This is a genomic window from Nocardia sp. NPDC058518 (assembly GCF_042719655.1).
In the GTDB taxonomy this organism is placed as follows: Bacteria; Actinomycetota; Actinomycetes; order Mycobacteriales; family Mycobacteriaceae; genus Nocardia.
On the sequence record NZ_JBHXNJ010000004.1, the window covers coordinates 198,218 to 214,075 of the forward strand.

General features: G+C 65.9%; 12 protein-coding genes. 6 read left to right on the top strand and 6 right to left on the bottom strand.

The features are described 5' to 3' along the window. Nucleotides 1–658: 658 nt before the first annotated feature. From rsmG to rpmH, 6 genes are all read right to left on the bottom strand, one after another. Nucleotides 659–1,405 carry a 16S rRNA (guanine(527)-N(7))-methyltransferase RsmG gene (rsmG, locus tag ACFWPX_RS09940; RefSeq protein WP_378927086.1) on the bottom strand — a complete coding sequence of 249 codons (747 nt, stop codon included), beginning with the start codon at nucleotides 1,403–1,405 and terminating at the stop codon, nucleotides 659–661. 85 nt (nucleotides 1,406–1,490) lie between these two features. Continuing rightward, entirely contained in the window at nucleotides 1,491–2,027 is a 537-nt protein-coding gene (locus ACFWPX_RS09945; protein WP_266294803.1) for a R3H domain-containing nucleic acid-binding protein, read from the bottom strand. 25 nt (nucleotides 2,028–2,052) lie between these two features. Beyond that, the gene (gene yidC, locus ACFWPX_RS09950; protein WP_378915071.1) at nucleotides 2,053–3,132 is read right to left on the bottom strand and encodes a membrane protein insertase YidC; all 1,080 of its coding nucleotides are present in this window, start codon (nucleotides 3,130–3,132) and stop codon (nucleotides 2,053–2,055) included. A gap of 4 nt (nucleotides 3,133–3,136) precedes the next feature. Continuing rightward, nucleotides 3,137–3,436, bottom strand: a complete 300-nt coding sequence (yidD, locus tag ACFWPX_RS09955; RefSeq protein ID WP_378927087.1) for a membrane protein insertion efficiency factor YidD — start codon at nucleotides 3,434–3,436, stop codon at nucleotides 3,137–3,139. Beyond that, entirely contained in the window at nucleotides 3,436–3,852 is a 417-nt protein-coding gene (gene rnpA / locus ACFWPX_RS09960) for a ribonuclease P protein component (protein ID WP_378927088.1), read from the bottom strand. The genes yidD and rnpA overlap by 1 nt, the downstream gene beginning before the upstream one ends. Nucleotides 3,853–3,874: 22 nt before the next feature. Continuing rightward, complete coding sequence (gene rpmH, locus ACFWPX_RS09965) at nucleotides 3,875–4,018, bottom strand: 50S ribosomal protein L34 (protein ID WP_082843828.1); 144 nt, start codon at nucleotides 4,016–4,018, stop codon at nucleotides 3,875–3,877. A gap of 672 nt (nucleotides 4,019–4,690) precedes the next feature. Between rpmH and dnaA the strand changes: the two genes are divergently transcribed. The 6 genes from dnaA to gyrA all read left to right on the top strand — a co-directional run bounded on the left by dnaA (nucleotide 4,691) and on the right by gyrA (nucleotide 15,836). Further along, nucleotides 4,691–6,973 carry a chromosomal replication initiator protein DnaA gene (dnaA, locus tag ACFWPX_RS09970; protein WP_378927089.1) on the top strand — a complete coding sequence of 761 codons (2,283 nt, stop codon included), beginning with the start codon at nucleotides 4,691–4,693 and terminating at the stop codon, nucleotides 6,971–6,973. Nucleotides 6,974–7,759: 786 nt separating this feature from the next. Continuing rightward, the gene (gene dnaN / locus ACFWPX_RS09975) at nucleotides 7,760–8,935 is read left to right on the top strand and encodes a DNA polymerase III subunit beta (RefSeq protein WP_056822597.1); all 1,176 of its coding nucleotides are present in this window, start codon (nucleotides 7,760–7,762) and stop codon (nucleotides 8,933–8,935) included. 24 nt (nucleotides 8,936–8,959) lie between these two features. Next, the gene (gene recF / locus ACFWPX_RS09980; RefSeq protein WP_378927090.1) at nucleotides 8,960–10,162 is read left to right on the top strand and encodes a DNA replication/repair protein RecF; all 1,203 of its coding nucleotides are present in this window, start codon (nucleotides 8,960–8,962) and stop codon (nucleotides 10,160–10,162) included. 132 nt (nucleotides 10,163–10,294) lie between these two features. Next, nucleotides 10,295–10,831, top strand: a complete 537-nt coding sequence (locus tag ACFWPX_RS09985) for a DUF721 family protein (protein WP_378927091.1) — start codon at nucleotides 10,295–10,297, stop codon at nucleotides 10,829–10,831. A gap of 406 nt (nucleotides 10,832–11,237) precedes the next feature. Beyond that, on the top strand, nucleotides 11,238–13,271 hold the full coding sequence (gene gyrB / locus ACFWPX_RS09990; RefSeq protein ID WP_378915059.1) for a DNA topoisomerase (ATP-hydrolyzing) subunit B: 2,034 nt from the start codon (nucleotides 11,238–11,240) through the stop codon (nucleotides 13,269–13,271). Between the two features lie 57 nt (nucleotides 13,272–13,328). Continuing rightward, nucleotides 13,329–15,836 (top strand): DNA gyrase subunit A, encoded by a 2,508-nt coding sequence (gene gyrA, locus ACFWPX_RS09995; protein WP_378915057.1) that lies wholly within the window; start codon nucleotides 13,329–13,331, stop codon nucleotides 15,834–15,836. Nucleotides 15,837–15,858: the final 22 nt, after the last annotated feature.

The window sequence follows — 15,858 nt, forward strand, 5'->3', positions numbered from 1 at the left end:
GTTAGACGCCGTTGCGTACGCGACGAAGGAGCAAGCAACGGTGTCTAACCGGCGGCCCCTTGGGGCCGCGGACACGCGCGCGCCAGCGCGCCAACAAACACAGCGTCAAACCTCCTGGGACTACCGAACATCCAATCCCAGCCACAATCACACCCTCACTCCCCATCACCCACGCACCCCTGGGTCCAGCCGAGAGCAACCCTCAGCATCAGTGCACCGCCACCCCGATCGCGCGCAGATCCAGATGAATGATGAGCTCACATCCCAGGCGCCGCGCGATAGAGAACCGAATGTCCGTCCTCGACTCACGGCAACACGCTTCCCGGACAGTGACGCTCGGCTCACCGGCGTCTAGCAGCACGGCTGACGCATCCCAGTTACGCACATACAGCTATCGATGCGAACAAGCCGAGCGAGCGAATCCACCACGAGGACCATCCGATTAGAGGAGTCCGTACACCGATTGCGCAGTTCGATCCACGCAGAGGAGAGAAGAGGGGTGTTCGGGTTCCACGTGAAACACATTTGCTCCGCGAACGCGACACCCCTCCGTAACCATCGAAAGTAGGCCCGTTTCAAGCCCATACAACAACCCTCGGCATGATTCGTCACGTTACGAAACGCGCAAACCCGCTCGGTGGAAGAAGTTTCAGGCCGATCAGGATTCGCGACGCTTTCGCGCCTTCTTCTCTACCCCGGCAGCCTTGCGTTCGCTACGACGAGTCGGACGCTCGGCGCGGGGGAGGAGTTCGGCGCTGATGACAAGGGTGGGGATTTCTACGATGCCCGCACCGCATCCGACAACACGGAGATCGGTGGCGCCATCACGGATCAGCTCGGCGCCGTCGCGCTCGAGTTCTTCGGCGGCGCTGGTTCCTTTGAGAGCGAGCATGCGTCCGTGGTCGCGGAGGAGGGGGAGCGACCAGTGCGCGAGTTTGGCGAGGGGAGCGACCGCGCGCGAAGTAGCGACATCCGCACCGCCCGCTTCCTTGATCACGCCGGACTGCTCCGCACGACCGCGAACCACAGTGACATCCAGCCCGGCTTCTTCGATGAACTCGCTCAGGAAGATCGTCCGACGCAGCAGCGGTTCCACGAGAGTGATGCGAAGGTCGGGCCGGGCGATGGCGAGCGGGATTCCGGGAAGCCCGGCTCCGCTGCCGATATCGACTACCGACGTGCCCTCATCGATCAACTCGCCGATGACGGCACAGTTGAGGATGTGACGCTCCCACAGCCGGGGAACCTCGCGCGGGCCGATGAGACCGCGCTCCACGCCGGCCGTCGCCAGCGCCGCGTAGTAGCGGCGGGCGATATCCAACCGGTCGCCGAACACCCGGGCAGCGGCGGCGGGCGGTTCCAGCTCGTCGGACGGCGTGCCCAGTTCTCGTTCCACGTGAAACATCCTTCTCCGTTGAGGGCAATGAAAAAGCCCCCGGTCCGAGACCGGAGGCCTAATCACATCATTCGTGGTTACGGCGGAGGTAAGCCTACTCGGGCACTACCACCACGTGACGATTCGGCTCGACGCCTTCGCTCTCGCTCGCCACGCCATCGATATCGGCCACGGCGTCGTGCACGATCTTGCGCTCGAACGGAGTCATCGCGGACAGCGCCTCGGGCGCTCCCGACTCGAGCACCCGCTTCGCGGCGGCGACGCCGATCTCGCTCAGATCGGTCCGGCGCTGTGCACGCCAGCCGGCCACATCGAGCATCAGCCGGCTACGCACGCCGGTCGCCTGCTGCACGGCGAGCCGGGTCAGTTCCTGCAGCGCGTCGAGCACTTCACCGTTGCGCCCGACGAGCTTGGTCAGATCGCGGCCGCCGTCGATGCTCACGATGGCGCGGTCGCCCTCGACATCGAGGTCGATATCGCCGTCGAAGTCGAGCACGTCGAGTAGCTGCTCGAGGTAGTCGCCGGCGATCTCGCCCTCTTCGATCAACGCTTCTTCGGCGTCGTTCACGACGTCAACAGCAGTCGTCGCCACAGTGGCGTCCCCTCCGTCGGTCTCGGTCTCAACAGTCATTGGATTCCCTCTATCCGATCGCGTCTCAGCGCTTACGCTTCTGGTTCGCACGGCCACGGTTACCCGGCCGCTGCTGCCCGCCGGGCCTGCGCTTGCCGCCGCCCTGCTTGGCCGACTGTTTGGGGGTGGTGCCGTTGGTCGCCGCGGTGCCGTTCGCCGACGGCTCGTCATCGGCAGGGGCGTCCTGCTTCTTGCGGACGTCGACCGGCTTGGCACCGGGCTTTGGTGCGTTCTGCGACCGCAGCTCCAGCTTCTTCTGCTTGCGCTCTTCGTCTTCCTTTTCCATCCGGCCGAACACCAGGTGCTGCTGTCCGTAGGTCCAGATGTTGTTGGCCACCCAGTAGAGCAGGATGCCGATCATCAGGAAGGGGCCACCGACCATCACGCCGAGCGGGAAGACCCACAGCGACAGCTTGTTCATGATGGCGGCCTGCGGGTTGGCGGCGGCTTCGGGCGTCTGCCGCTGTACCGAGGCGCGAGCGTTGAAGTGGGTCGCGAGACCGGCGATGATCATCAGCGGAACGGCGACCATCGCGATGTTCAGCTTGGTCGGCGTGCCACCCCAATCGGCGAACGCCTGCATCTCGCTGACGGGCGCGGTGATGAAGGACGCGATCGGCGCACCGAAGATGCGAGCGCTCAGGAACGACTGGACGTCGGTCGCGCTGAAGATGTAGTTCGGGGTGTGCGCGTTGTCGTAGGCGGACATGCCCAGCTGACCCCAGCCGTGGCCGGTGCGGTTGAACGAGCGCAGCACATGGAACAGACCGAGGAAGACAGGCACCTGCACCAGGACCGGCAGACAGCCCATGAGTGGGTTGAAGCCGTGTTCCTTCTGTAGCTTCTGCATTTCCCGCGCCATGGTCTCGCGGTCGTTCTTGTACTTCTTCTGCAGCTCCTTGATCTGGGGCTGCAGTTCCTGCATCTGCTTGGTGGTGCGCACCTGCTTCACGAACGGCTTGTACAGCACCAGCCGGAGAGTGAAGACAAGGAACACCACGGCGAGGCTCCACGTGAGCCCGCTGTCGGCGCCGAACACAAAGCCGAAGGCCTTGTGCCAGAACCACAGAATTGCGGATACCGGCCAATAGATGATGTCGAGCACGGCTCTAGGTACTCCCGTCGTTCGTATCGCCGATCAGCGCGGGCGATGACTTTGTGCAGGCATTCGACCCGCGCTCTGGCACGGGATCCCACCCTCCAGGGTGCCAGGGCGCGCATTTGGCGAGCCGCACGACCGTGAGTGCCGATCCGACGACCAACCCGCGGGTACGCAAGGCAGTCACCGCGTACTCACTGCAGGTGGGGGTGAACCGGCAGATCGGCATCCGGGTGGGGGAGACATAGGTCCGGTAGAGCTCGATCAGCGAGATCAAGGCTTTCGCGGGTAGGCGGGTGAGGGTCCTCATCACCGTTCACCGGCCGGGGTGCGACCGAGCGCGAGCTCCGGTGTCCCACGCAAGCCGAACTTGCGCAGGCCGGTGCGCAGCTGGCGCAGCAACTCGGCGGAATCGGCGGTAGCGGCACCGGGGAGTGCCCGGATCACGACGTCGGTGCCGACCGGTAGTTCGTCGACCACCTGGGCGCACATATGACGCAGGCGGCGGGCCACCCGGTGGCGAACCACCGCGTTACCCACCGCCTTGCTGACAATCAGCCCGAACCGAGGACCGCCTACGCGGACCAGGGAATCGCCGTCGGCGACATCGTCGTACCCGAGCGTAAGCGCGTGTACGACAAGATCTCGCCTCCCGATTCGCTGACCGCGGCGCACCGTGCGGGAGAATTCGGCACGGTGGTGCAACCGATACGGCTCAGGCAACACCCGAGCGTCCGACTACGCGCGATCAGGCAGTCAGTTCGGTACGGCCCTTACGGCGACGCGCCGCAACGATGGCGCGGCCCGCACGGGTCCGCATCCGGAGACGGAAGCCGTGGACGCGCGCCCGACGACGGTTGTTCGGCTGGAACGTCCGCTTGCCCTTGGCCACGGTCAACACTCCTGTAGTAGGTGGGCACCATTCGGCGCCCGAAGTCTGTACAAATGATTTGTCTGCGCTGCGGACCGCGGTCTACGCACAGATTGCCTTGGCGATCGATGTGCAGCAGACAGCCGCCAACCGCGCCAAGGGGTGACTGTACGAGGGTACTTACCCCGAAGGAACGGGTCAAACTCGGCCCCCACGTACCTGTCACCGGCACAGGGTCAAGGCTACCGGACACCCGAACGGACCAAGGGATCGGCGTTTGTTCGACGTGGGGCGGAGCCCGACCAGGCACGACACGCCCGGGCACAGTGACGCATCCGGCCACTTTTCGTGAGTTCTTCCACACCCCTGGCGTTGTGCGGCGCGGCCAGCTAACCTCTGTAGCCGGGGGATTGCTGAAGAACCGCAGGTCCAGCCCCATTCGCTGCCACACGCTGGCAGAATTCCTTTATCCCCAGGTTTGTCCACATCTGTGGATAATTATGTGGACAGACGGCCGCAGTGGCATATTCGTGGGGCCGTCGGTGCCCGCGCCGCAGTCCGGAATCACCGGGCGACAGCGTTCGAACCGGCTTCGGTTGTACGCAGGATCACTGGATCACACCTGTTCGCGGGTGCTTTCCGGCGTGCGCGAAGGCCGTGGGCCCCAACAAACCGGTCCGGGGAGGACGCTGTATGGACGACGAGCAGAACGTGCTGGCCACAGTGTGGCCGGAGGTGGTTGCCGAGCTCACCACCGGCTCTGCCGACGGCGCCATCCCCGCGGTGAGTCGTGCGCAGCAGGCCTGGTTGAAGCTGGTGAAGCCACTCACCGTCGCGCAGGGTTTCGCGTTGCTGTCGGTTCCGTCGTCGCTGGCACAGGAGGCGATCGAGCGTGATCTGCGCGAGCCGATCCTGCGATCGCTCGGCCGCAGGCTCGGCCCCCAAGTGGAAGGACTCGGAGTGCGCATCGCCGCGCCGAGCCCGGCCGCGGGGGAGCGGGCAGGTAGTTCGCCCCGGCACGCCAGGATGACGAGCAGGCCGGAGCGTCCGCGCGAGCAGGTGCGCCCGCCCGCCGGTTATCCCGGCCCCGATTTCAGCGTTCCCGATTACGCCGCTCGCGGTGAGTACGGCAGGCCGCGCTACGGCGCGGGCGAGTACCCCGCCCAGGGCGGCGAGTACGGCAACGACTATCAGTCGTCCCCCGACTATCCGGCCAACGGCGAGTACCCGAACAGCTACGGCGGCCGTGAGTACCCCGGGCAGGCCGGCGAGTACGGCGAGCGCAACGACTACGCGGGGCACCGCGAGTACCCGGCCGAACCGGAGTACCAGCAGCAACAGCCCGAATACCAGCAGCAGCCGGAGTACAAGCAGGCACCGTCGGAGTTCAGCCAGCCCGCGGAATACAAACAGGCGCCCTCGGAATACGGCCAGCAGGCCGAATACCAGCAGGCACCCCCGGAATACGGCCAGCAATCGGAATACAAGCAGGCACCGTCCGAATACACCCAGCCATCCGAGTACCAGGGCGAGCGCAACGAGTTCCCCGGCTCCGATTTCGAGCCGACCGTGGCGTACCCGGTCCCCGACTATCCCGGTGCCGAGTTCGGCGGCCGCGGTGAGTTCCGTGGCGCGCGTCCGGACCAGCGGGTCCCCGAGACCGCACCGCCCGCGCGCCGGGAGCAGGCGGCCGCGCCGCGCCGCGACCACTCCGGGCAGGAGTCGCTGTTCACTCCCGACCCGCCGCAGCGCGCACCGAACCGCGGCAGGCCGTCCGAGGAGCCCGCCGCCGCCCGCGCCGAGGAGCCGAGCGCCGAGGGCCAGGACAAGCCGTTCCCGGGTCAGCCCGGTGCCCAGCCGGTCGACGACGAACCGGTGGTCAGCAACCGCAACAACTGGCCGACCTATTTCAGCAAGTCGCCCGAGGCGCCGCCGCAGTCTTCGTCCTCGGCCAGTCTCAATGCCAAGTACACGTTCGAGACGTTCGTCATCGGCGCGTCCAACCGGTTCGCGCACGCTGCCGCGGTCGCCATCGCGGAGGCTCCCGCACGCGCCTACAACCCGCTGTTCGTCTGGGGCGCTTCGGGATTGGGCAAAACCCACCTGCTGCACGCGGCAGGCCACTACGCGCAGCGACTGTTTCCCGGTATGCGGGTGAAGTACGTCTCCACCGAGGAATTCACCAACGACTTCATCAACAGCCTGCGCGACGACCGCAAGGTCGCGTTCAAGCGCCGCTACCGCGAGACCGACATCCTGCTGGTGGACGACATCCAGTTCATCGAGGGCAAGGAAGGCATCCAGGAGGAGTTCTTCCACACCTTCAACACCCTGCACAACGCGAACAAGCAGATCGTGGTGTCCTCGGATCGCCCGCCCAAGCAACTGGCCACCCTGGAGGAACGGCTGCGGACCCGCTTCGAGTGGGGCCTTATCACCGATGTGCAGCCCCCTGAGCTGGAGACTCGCATCGCGATCCTGCGCAAGAAGGCGCGGATGGACCGGCTCGATGTGCCGCACGACGTGCTCGAGCTGATCGCGAGCCGGGTGGAGCGCAATATCCGCGAGCTCGAGGGCGCGCTGATCCGGGTGACGGCGTTCGCCTCGCTCAACGGTCAGCCGCTCGACCTCTCGCTGGCCGAGGTGGTGCTGCGCGATCTGATGCCCGACACCGCGGCGCTGGAGATCAACGCGGCGACGATCATGGCCGTCACCGCCGAATACTTCAACACCACGCTCGAGGAGCTGACCGGGCCCGGCAAGGCGCGTCCGCTGGCGCAGGCCCGCCAGATCGCGATGTACCTGTGCCGTGAGCTCACCGATCTGTCGTTGCCCAAGATCGGCCAGGCGTTCGGTCGCGACCACACGACGGTGATGTACGCGGAGAAGAAAGTGCGCAAGGAGATGACCGAGCGCCGTCGCGTCTACGACCAGGTCCAAGAACTCACAGCCCGAATTAAACAGCGCTCCCGCTGATTTCATCCCCAACCCCGAACACCGCCCTGACCTGGGGCGGTGTTCTTTTTTGCCCTGTGGATTCCTCGAGGAATTCCTGTGGACTCCTCGAGGAATCCACACCTTTGTGCACCGGTCGGTGCACAGGGTGTTGGGCACGGGTGTGCAGCGTTCATGCACAGGCAGTTGTCCACATCATCCACAAGACGCTCCACTAACACCTGTGCACTAGCGGTGACCTGCGACGTCACCGAATCTGGCCTGTGGATTCCTCGAGGAGTCCCTGTGGAGTCCTCGAGGAATCCCCACCGTTGCCACCAGGGTGGCGCTGGGTGTGAACAACTGGGTGAATCCGGTGGAACAACTCGAGGACAACTCGAGGATGGATTCGGGACAACTTCGTGTCTCCACAGACATCGCGGATTCATCCTCGAGTCACTCCACGGCCATCCCCATGCCGCCGAGCCCGCTGACCTGCGGATTCGGCCGAAATCCACAGATTCCACAGTGCCTACTACTACTTCAGTTCTCCTTCTAGAGAGACTTCTTTTAAAACAGGGTGTGTGGAAACTCGGTTGGGGAGACTCAGCTTCGTCGGTTGTTCACTCACAGACAGGCAAGGAGGAGCGGGGTGGTTCGACGAGGCGGAATCGGCCGGGAGGGTCGATGCGGAGTTCGCGCACTGCACGGGTACCGTTTGGTTGTCGGTCGGTTGTGCGAGACTCATGGCGCGGCCGACACAGCAGTTCAACTCCGCTGACACACACCCGCACACGGATTCGAAACTCGGAGAGGACAAATCGGGCGATGGAGCTTGCGAGCATGAAGTTTCGGGTCGCCCGAGAGGACTTCGCCGAATCGGTGGCCTGGGTGGCGCGCAGTCTCCCGTCCCGGCCTCCGGTGCCTGTTCTCGGCGGTGTGCTGCTGGTGGCCGACGAGAACGGCCTGACGGTTTCCGGGTTCGACTACGAGGTCTCCGCGCAGATGCGCGTCGCGGCCGAGGTCGCCGGTCCCGGCCAGGTGCTGGTCTCGGGCCGCCTGCTCGCCGACATCACCAAGTCGCTGTCGAACAAGCCGGTCGATGTCTCCGTCGACGGCACCCGCGTGCTCATCGCCTGTGGCAGCGCGAAGTTCTCCCTGCCGACCATGCCGGTCGAGGACTATCCCCAGCTGCCAGAGGTACCGCAGCAGACCGGTGAACTCACCGTGGACGTGTTCGCCGAGGCCGTCGGCCAGGTCGCCGTCGCCGCGGGCCGCGACGACACCCTGCCGATGCTCACCGGCATCCGGGTCGAGATCGAGGGCAACGACGTGGTGCTCGCCGCCACCGACCGTTTCCGCCTCGCCGTGCGCCACCTGCAGTGGCAGCCGACCCGCTCCGATATCGAGACCGCGGTGCTCATCCCCGCGCGCACGCTGTCCGAGGCCGCCAAGACCCTCGGTGCCGCCGAGGCACCCGTGCAGCTGTCGCTGGGCAGCGGTGGCGGCGCCGACGGCCTGCTCGGCATCGTCAACGGCGGCAGGCGCACCACCACCCGGCTGCTCGACGCGGAATTCCCCAAGTTCCGCCAGTTGCTCCCCAAGGAGCACACCTCCATCGCCACCTTGCCCGTCGCCGTGCTGTCGGAGGCGATCAAGCGCGTCGCCCTGGTGGCCGAGCGGGGTGCCCAGGTGCGGCTCGAGTTCTCCACAGACGGCGTGCTGCTGTCGGCGGGTGGGGACGACGCGGGCCGGGCCGAGGAATGGCTGGAAGCGGATTTCCGCGGCGAACCGCTCACCATCGCGTTCAACCCCGGCTATCTGACCGAGGGCCTGGCCGCGCTGCACACCGACCGGGTCACCTTCGGGTTCACCACCCCCAGCCGGCCCGCCGTGCTGCTGCCCGCCTCCGACGAGGAGCCCAAGGTGCTCGAGTCGGGCGCGTTCGCGGCGCTGGAGAGCCAGTACATCTACCTGTTGATGCCGGTCCGGCTGCCCGGCTGAGCCGGCGGGGGCGGCTAGGCCTGCATGTTCATACGTGAGCTGTCGGTCCGTGATTTCCGTTCGTGGGAACACGCCGACCTCGAGTTGTCCCCAGGGCGCACGGTGCTGCTGGGGGCAAACGGCAACGGCAAGACCAATCTGCTCGAGGCGGTCGGCTATCTGGCGACGCTCGGCTCGCACCGGGTCTCCGCCGACGCGCCGCTGATCCGGATGGGCGCCACCCAGGCCAGGATCGGGGCCACCGTGGTGAACACGGGCAGGGAACTGCGCGTGGATGTGGAACTCAAGGCGGGCAGTGCCAACCGCGCGCAGATCAATCGCTCGCCGGTGCGCCGCTCACGCGAAATCCTGGGGATTCTGCACACTGTGCTGTTCGCGCCGGAGGATCTGGCGCTGGTGCGTGGGGATCCGGGGGAGCGGCGCCGGTTCCTCGACGAGTTGTGCACAGCCCGGTTGCCCAGGCTCGCCGGTGTTCGCGCGGACTACGACAAGGTGCTGCGGCAGCGCTCGGCCCTGTTGAAAACCGCTGGGCGCCAATCTCGTTCGCGTGCCGATCTGGGCACCCTCGATGTGTGGGACGGGCACCTCGCCGAGCACGCGGCGGTGCTGCTCGCCGAGCGGCTGCGACTGGTCCACGACCTGTATCCCCATCTGTCCCAGTCATATCGGTCGATCGCCCCCGAATCACGCCCTGCCGCAATCACTTACCGCTCCGGGTATCTGCCACCGGAACTCCTCGATCCGGCCAGGGTGCCTGCGGCGGGTGATGCACAGCTGCTGCACGAGATCATGCTGCGCGAGCTGGCCGCCGCGCGGAACCGGGAGCTCGATCGCGGGGTCTGTCTGGTCGGTCCACATCGTGACGATCTGGAGTTACTGCTCGGCAGCGCGCCCGCGAAGGGATTCGCCAGTCACGGTGAGTCCTGGTCGTTCGCCCTCGCGCTGCGGTTGGCCTCGTTCGAGCTGTTGCGCGGTGAGGGCTCCGAACCGGTGCTGCTGCTCGACGACGTGTTCGCCGAGCTCGACCGCCGCCGCCGCGCCGCGCTCGCGGAGGTGGCCGCGGGTGCTGAGCAGGTATTGATCACGGCCGCGGTGGCCGAGGACGTGCCGTCGGAACTGTCCGCCGAACCGTTGCGTGTGCAAACGACCGGCGAGGCCGACCGGCGTATCTCACAGATCGTCCCCGAAGTGGTCGAACACGCCGAAGATATGCACAGATCGCGATAGTTATCCCCAGCCCCTGTGGAAAACCGGCAACATGCTGGACATATGCCAGATCCGCGCTCGACGAGCCGGTCGGCGCCCCGGCGTAGACTCCATCCACACTCGGCCACCCTCGACACCGGAAGGCGGAACCCCGTGCCGGAAGAACCCGCACCGGAGCTGCGCGGCATCGATCTGGCCCGCCGTGCGCTGGAAGAGGCGCGTGCCGCGGCCAAGGCCAATGGCAAGTCCGTCGGGCAGGGCAGGGCCTCGCCGGTGCGCAAGTTGCGGGCCGGTGGCAGGCGCCGCAGCGGCTGGTCCGGCTCTGGCCCCGATGCCCGTGATCCCCAGCTCCTCGGCGCGCTCAGCGGCTCGCTCGCGAAGAATCGTGGCTGGTCAGGCAAGGTAGCCGAGGGCACGGTGTTCGGCAGCTGGCCGCGTGTGGTCGGCGAGGACATCGCGTCGCACGCCACCCCGGTGACCCTCGAAGGCGGTGTGCTCAAGATCGCCGCGGAGTCCACCGCGTGGGCCACTCAGCTGCGCATGTTGCAGGGCCAGATCCTGGCCAAGATCAATGCCGCGGTCGGCCAGGGCGTGGTCACCTCGCTGCGCATCACCGGCCCCGCCGCGCCGAGCTGGCGCAAGGGCGATCGCCACATCAAGGGCCGTGGCCCGCGCGATACCTACGGGTAGCCGCGCGGTGACCGGGGCGAGATCCGTTGCGCCTGCGCCGCTCTCAGACCCGAAGTTGTAGACATGTGCACAACGCCTGTGGATAACTTTCACCCCGGGCAACGTGCCGGATCTCGCACCACACAACCGCAGACTCGGACGCGCAGCCTATTCGCTCCCACGACCGGCAAAATTCCCGTAGAGGCGGAAATGTCTCGCGGTGAGGCGATTTCTTGCATTACACGGGAAGCCAGGGGTGTCGTAGGTGCACTGTAAGTTGGGCTTACCAGTAGGATGGTGACGTAACCAGCGGCGAACCCTCGGCGCGTGCTGTGCAGTCCGTGATATCTGATGGCTCTTCGGGGCCGTGCGCGTGCTGCCCGGATCGCTGCGCCAGGGATCAGCAAGTAAGGAGAGCTACCGAGAAGTGGCTGCCAACGACTCCAACGCATCGGGCAACAATTCAGGCTACGGTGCCTCTTCCATCACGGTCCTCGAAGGCCTCGAGGCGGTGCGCAAGCGCCCTGGCATGTACATCGGCTCCACCGGTGAGCGCGGTCTGCACCACCTCATCTGGGAGGTTGTGGACAACTCGGTCGATGAGGCGATGGCCGGCTACGCCACCAAGGTCGAGGTGACCCTGCTCGCCGACGGCGGCGTCGAGGTGATCGACGACGGTCGTGGCATCCCGGTCGGGATGCACGCCCAGGGCGTGCCGACGATCGAGGTCGTCATGACCCAGCTGCACGCGGGTGGCAAGTTCGACTCCGACTCCTACGCGGTGTCGGGTGGTCTGCACGGTGTCGGTATCTCGGTGGTGAACGCACTCTCGACCAAGGTCGAGGTCGAGATCGACGTCGACGGCTTCCACTGGAACCAGACCTACAAGGACGCCAAGCCCGGCAAGCTCATCCAGGGTGAGCCGATCAAGGCGACCGGCACCACGGTGCGGTTCTGGGCCGATCCGGACATCTTCGAGACCACGACCTACAACTTCGAGACCGTGGCGCGGCGCCTGCAGGAGATGGCCTTCCTGAACAAGGGCCTCACCATCAAGCTCACCGATGAGCGGGTCGCCGTCGGTGACATCACCGACGAGGTGGTCAGTGAGACCGCCGAGGCGCCCAAGGACGCCGAGGTGGTCGCCGCGGAAGCGGTCGAACACAAGGTGAAGACCCGCACCTACCACTACCCGGGAGGCCTGGTGGACTTCGTCCGCCACATCAACCGCACGAAGTCGGCCATCCACAACTCGGTCGTCGGCTACACGGTCAAGGGCACCGGCCACGAGCTCGAGGTCGCGATGCAGTGGAACTCGGGCTACTCCGAGTCGGTCCACACCTTCGCCAACACGATCAACACCCATGAGGGCGGCACCCACGAAGAGGGCTTCCGCGCGGCGCTGACCACGGTGGTCAACAAGTACGCCAAGGAGAAGAAGCTCCTCAAGGAGAAGGACGGCAACCTCACCGGCGACGACATCCGCGAGGGCCTGGCCGCCATCGTGAGCGTCAAGGTCGGCGAGCCGCAGTTCGAGGGCCAGACCAAGACCAAGCTGGGCAACACCGAGGTCAAGTCGTTCGTGCAGCGTGCCTGCAACGAGCACCTGCAGCACTGGTTCGAGGCCAACCCGGCCGACGCGAAGACCATCGTGCAGAAGGCGGTGTCCTCGGCGCAGGCCCGGATGGCCGCCCGTAAGGCGCGCGAGCTGGTGCGCCGCAAGTCGGCGACCGACCTGGGCGGACTGCCGGGCAAGCTGGCCGACTGCCGGTCCAAGGATCCGGGCAAGTGCGAGATCTACATCGTCGAGGGCGACTCCGCCGGTGGCTCGGCGAAGTCCGGCCGCGACTCGATGTACCAGGCGATCCTGCCGCTGCGCGGCAAGATCATCAACGTCGAGAAGGCCCGCATCGACCGTGTCCTCAAGAACAACGAGGTCCAGTCGATCATCACCGCGTTCGGCACCGGTATCCACGACGAGTTCGATATCGCCAAGCTGCGCTACAACAAGATCATCCTGATGGCCGACGCCGACGTGGACGGTCAGCACATCGCGACGCTGCTGCTCACGCTGCTGTTCCGCTTCATGCGTCCGCTGGTCGAGCACGGTCACGTGTTCCTGGCCCAGCCGCCGCTGTACAAGCTCAAGTGGATGCGTTCGGACCCGGAGTTCGCCTACTCCGACCGTGAGCGCGACGCGCTGATCGAGGCAGGCCTCGCCGCGGGCAAGAAGATCAACAAGGACGACGGCGTCCAGCGCTACAAGGGTCTGGGCGAGATGAACGCCAAGGAGCTGTGGGAAACCACGATGGACCCCGCGGTTCGGGTGCTTCGTCAGGTGACGCTCGATGACGCGGCCGCGGCCGACGAGCTGTTCTCCGTGCTGATGGGCGAGGACGTGGAGGCACGTCGCAGCTTCATCACCCGCAATGCCAAGGACGTCCGTTTCCTCGATGTGTAAGCGGCGCTGCGCTTTTGGGCGCGCCCGCTCGCATGTCGGCCCCTCGAAGGAGATTTGATGACTGAGACCACGCTGCCACCGTCCGGCGGTGCGGGCGACCGGACCGAACCGGTCGATATCCAGACCGAAATGCAGAACAGCTACATCGATTACGCGATGAGCGTGATCGTGGGCCGCGCGCTGCCCGATGTGCGCGACGGCCTCAAGCCGGTGCACCGTCGTGTGCTCTACGCGATGTACGACAACGGCTACCGCCCCGATCGCGGCTATGTGAAGTCCGCGCGCCCGGTCGCCGAGACGATGGGTAACTACCACCCGCACGGCGACTCGTCGATCTACGACACCCTCGTGCGCATGGCCCAGCCGTGGTCGCTGCGCTACCCGATGGTCGACGGCCAGGGCAACTTCGGTTCCCGCGGCAACGACGGCGCGGCCGCCATGCGCTACACCGAGTGCCGCCTGACGCCGCTCGCGATGGAGATGCTGCGCGATATCGACCAGGAGACGGTCGATTTCGTCCCGAACTACGACGGTCGCTCGCAGGAGCCGACCGTGCTGCCCGCGCGCGTGCCCGCCCTGCTGATGAACGGCAGCAACGGCATCGCGGTCGGCATGGCCACCAACATCCCGCCGCACAACCTCAACGAGCTGGCCGAGGCCATCTACTGGGCGCTGGAGAACTACGCGGCCGACGAGGAATCCACCCTCGCCGCCTGCATGGAACGGGTCAAGGGCCCCGACTTCCCGACGCACGGCCTGATCGTCGGCGGCCAGGGCATCCACGACGCCTACACCACCGGTCGCGGTTCCATCCGCATGCGCGGTGTGGTGGAGATCGAGGAAGACGCGCGTGGCCGCACCACGATCGTCATCACCGAACTGCCGTACCAGGTCAACACCGACAACTTCGTCAACTCCATCGCCGAGCAGGTGAAGGACGCGAAGATCGCGGGTATCTCCGATATCCACGACGAGTCCTCGGACCGTGTCGGCATGCGCATCGTGGTCACGGTCAAGCGTGACGCGGTGGCGAAGGTGGTGCTGAACAACCTCTACAAGCACACCCAGCTGCAGACCAGCTTCGGCGCGAACATGCTCTCGATCGTCGACGGTGTGCCGCGCACGCTGCGCCTCGACCAGATGATTCGCTACTACGTGAATCACGAGCTCGAGGTCATCGTCCGGCGCACCCGCTACCTGCTGCGCAAGGCCGAGGAGCGGGCCCACATCCTGCGCGGCCTGGTCAAGGCCCTTGACATGCTCGACCAGGTCATCGCGTTGATCCGCGGGGCGGCCAACACCGACACCGCGCGCACCGGCCTGATGCAGCTGCTCGATATCGATGAGATCCAGTCGACCGCCATCCTCGACATGCAGCTGCGTCGACTGTCGGCCCTGGAACGTCAGCGCATCATCGACGATCTGGCCAAGATCGAGATCGAGATCGCCGACTACAAGGACATTCTCGAAAAGCCCGAGCGTCAGCGAGCGATCGTGCGCGACGAGCTGGCCGAGATCGTCGAGAAGTACGGCGACGACCGTCGGACCAGGATCATCGCCGCCGACGGTGACGTCGCCGACGAGGATCTGATCGCGCGCGAAGACGTGGTGGTCACGATCACCGAGACCGGCTACGCCAAGCGCACCAAGACCGACCTCTACCGCTCGCAGAAGCGTGGCGGCAAGGGCGTGATGGGCGCAGGCCTCAAGCAGGACGACATCGTCAAGCACTTCTTCGTGTCGTCCACGCACGACTGGCTGCTGTTCTTCACCAACAAGGGCCGCGTCTACCGGGCCAAGGCCTACGAGCTGCCCGAGGCCAACCGGACCGCGCGTGGTCAGCACGTGGCCAACCTGCTCGCGTTCCAGCCGGATGAGAAGATCGCCCAGATCATCCAGCTCAAGACCTACGAGGACGCGCCGTACCTGGTGCTCGCGACACGCGCGGGCCTGGTGAAGAAGTCCAAACTCACCGATTTCGACTCCAACCGCTCCGGCGGCATCGTCGCGGTGAACCTGCGCGATGACGACGAATTGGTCGGTGCGGTGCTGTGCTCGTCCGACGATGACCTGCTCCTGGTCTCGGCGCACGGCCAGTCGATCCGCTTCGCCGCGACCGATGAGGCGCTGCGTCCGATGGGTCGCGCCACCTCCGGCGTGCAGGGCATGCGCTTCAACACCGACGACGAGCTGCTCTCGCTCAATGTGGTCCGTCTGGAGACATATCTGCTGGTCGCGACGGCCGGCGGGTACGCCAAGCGGACCGCGATCGAGGAGTACACCGCGCAGGGCCGTGGCGGAAAAGGCGTATTGACAATCCAATACGATCCGAAGCGTGGCAGCCTGGTGGGTGCGCTCATCGTCGACGACGAGGACGAGTTGTACGCGATCACTTCCAGTGGTGGCGTCATCCGCACCGCAGCCAAGCAGGTTCGTAAGGCTGGACGTCAGACCAAGGGCGTCCGATTGATGAACCTCGCGGATGGCGATACCTTGCTAGCGATCGCGCGCAACGCCGACGAGCCCGATCCCGATCAGCTCCTCGGCGACGTGGCTTCGGAGTAACACACCAAATAGCGGCGGCAAC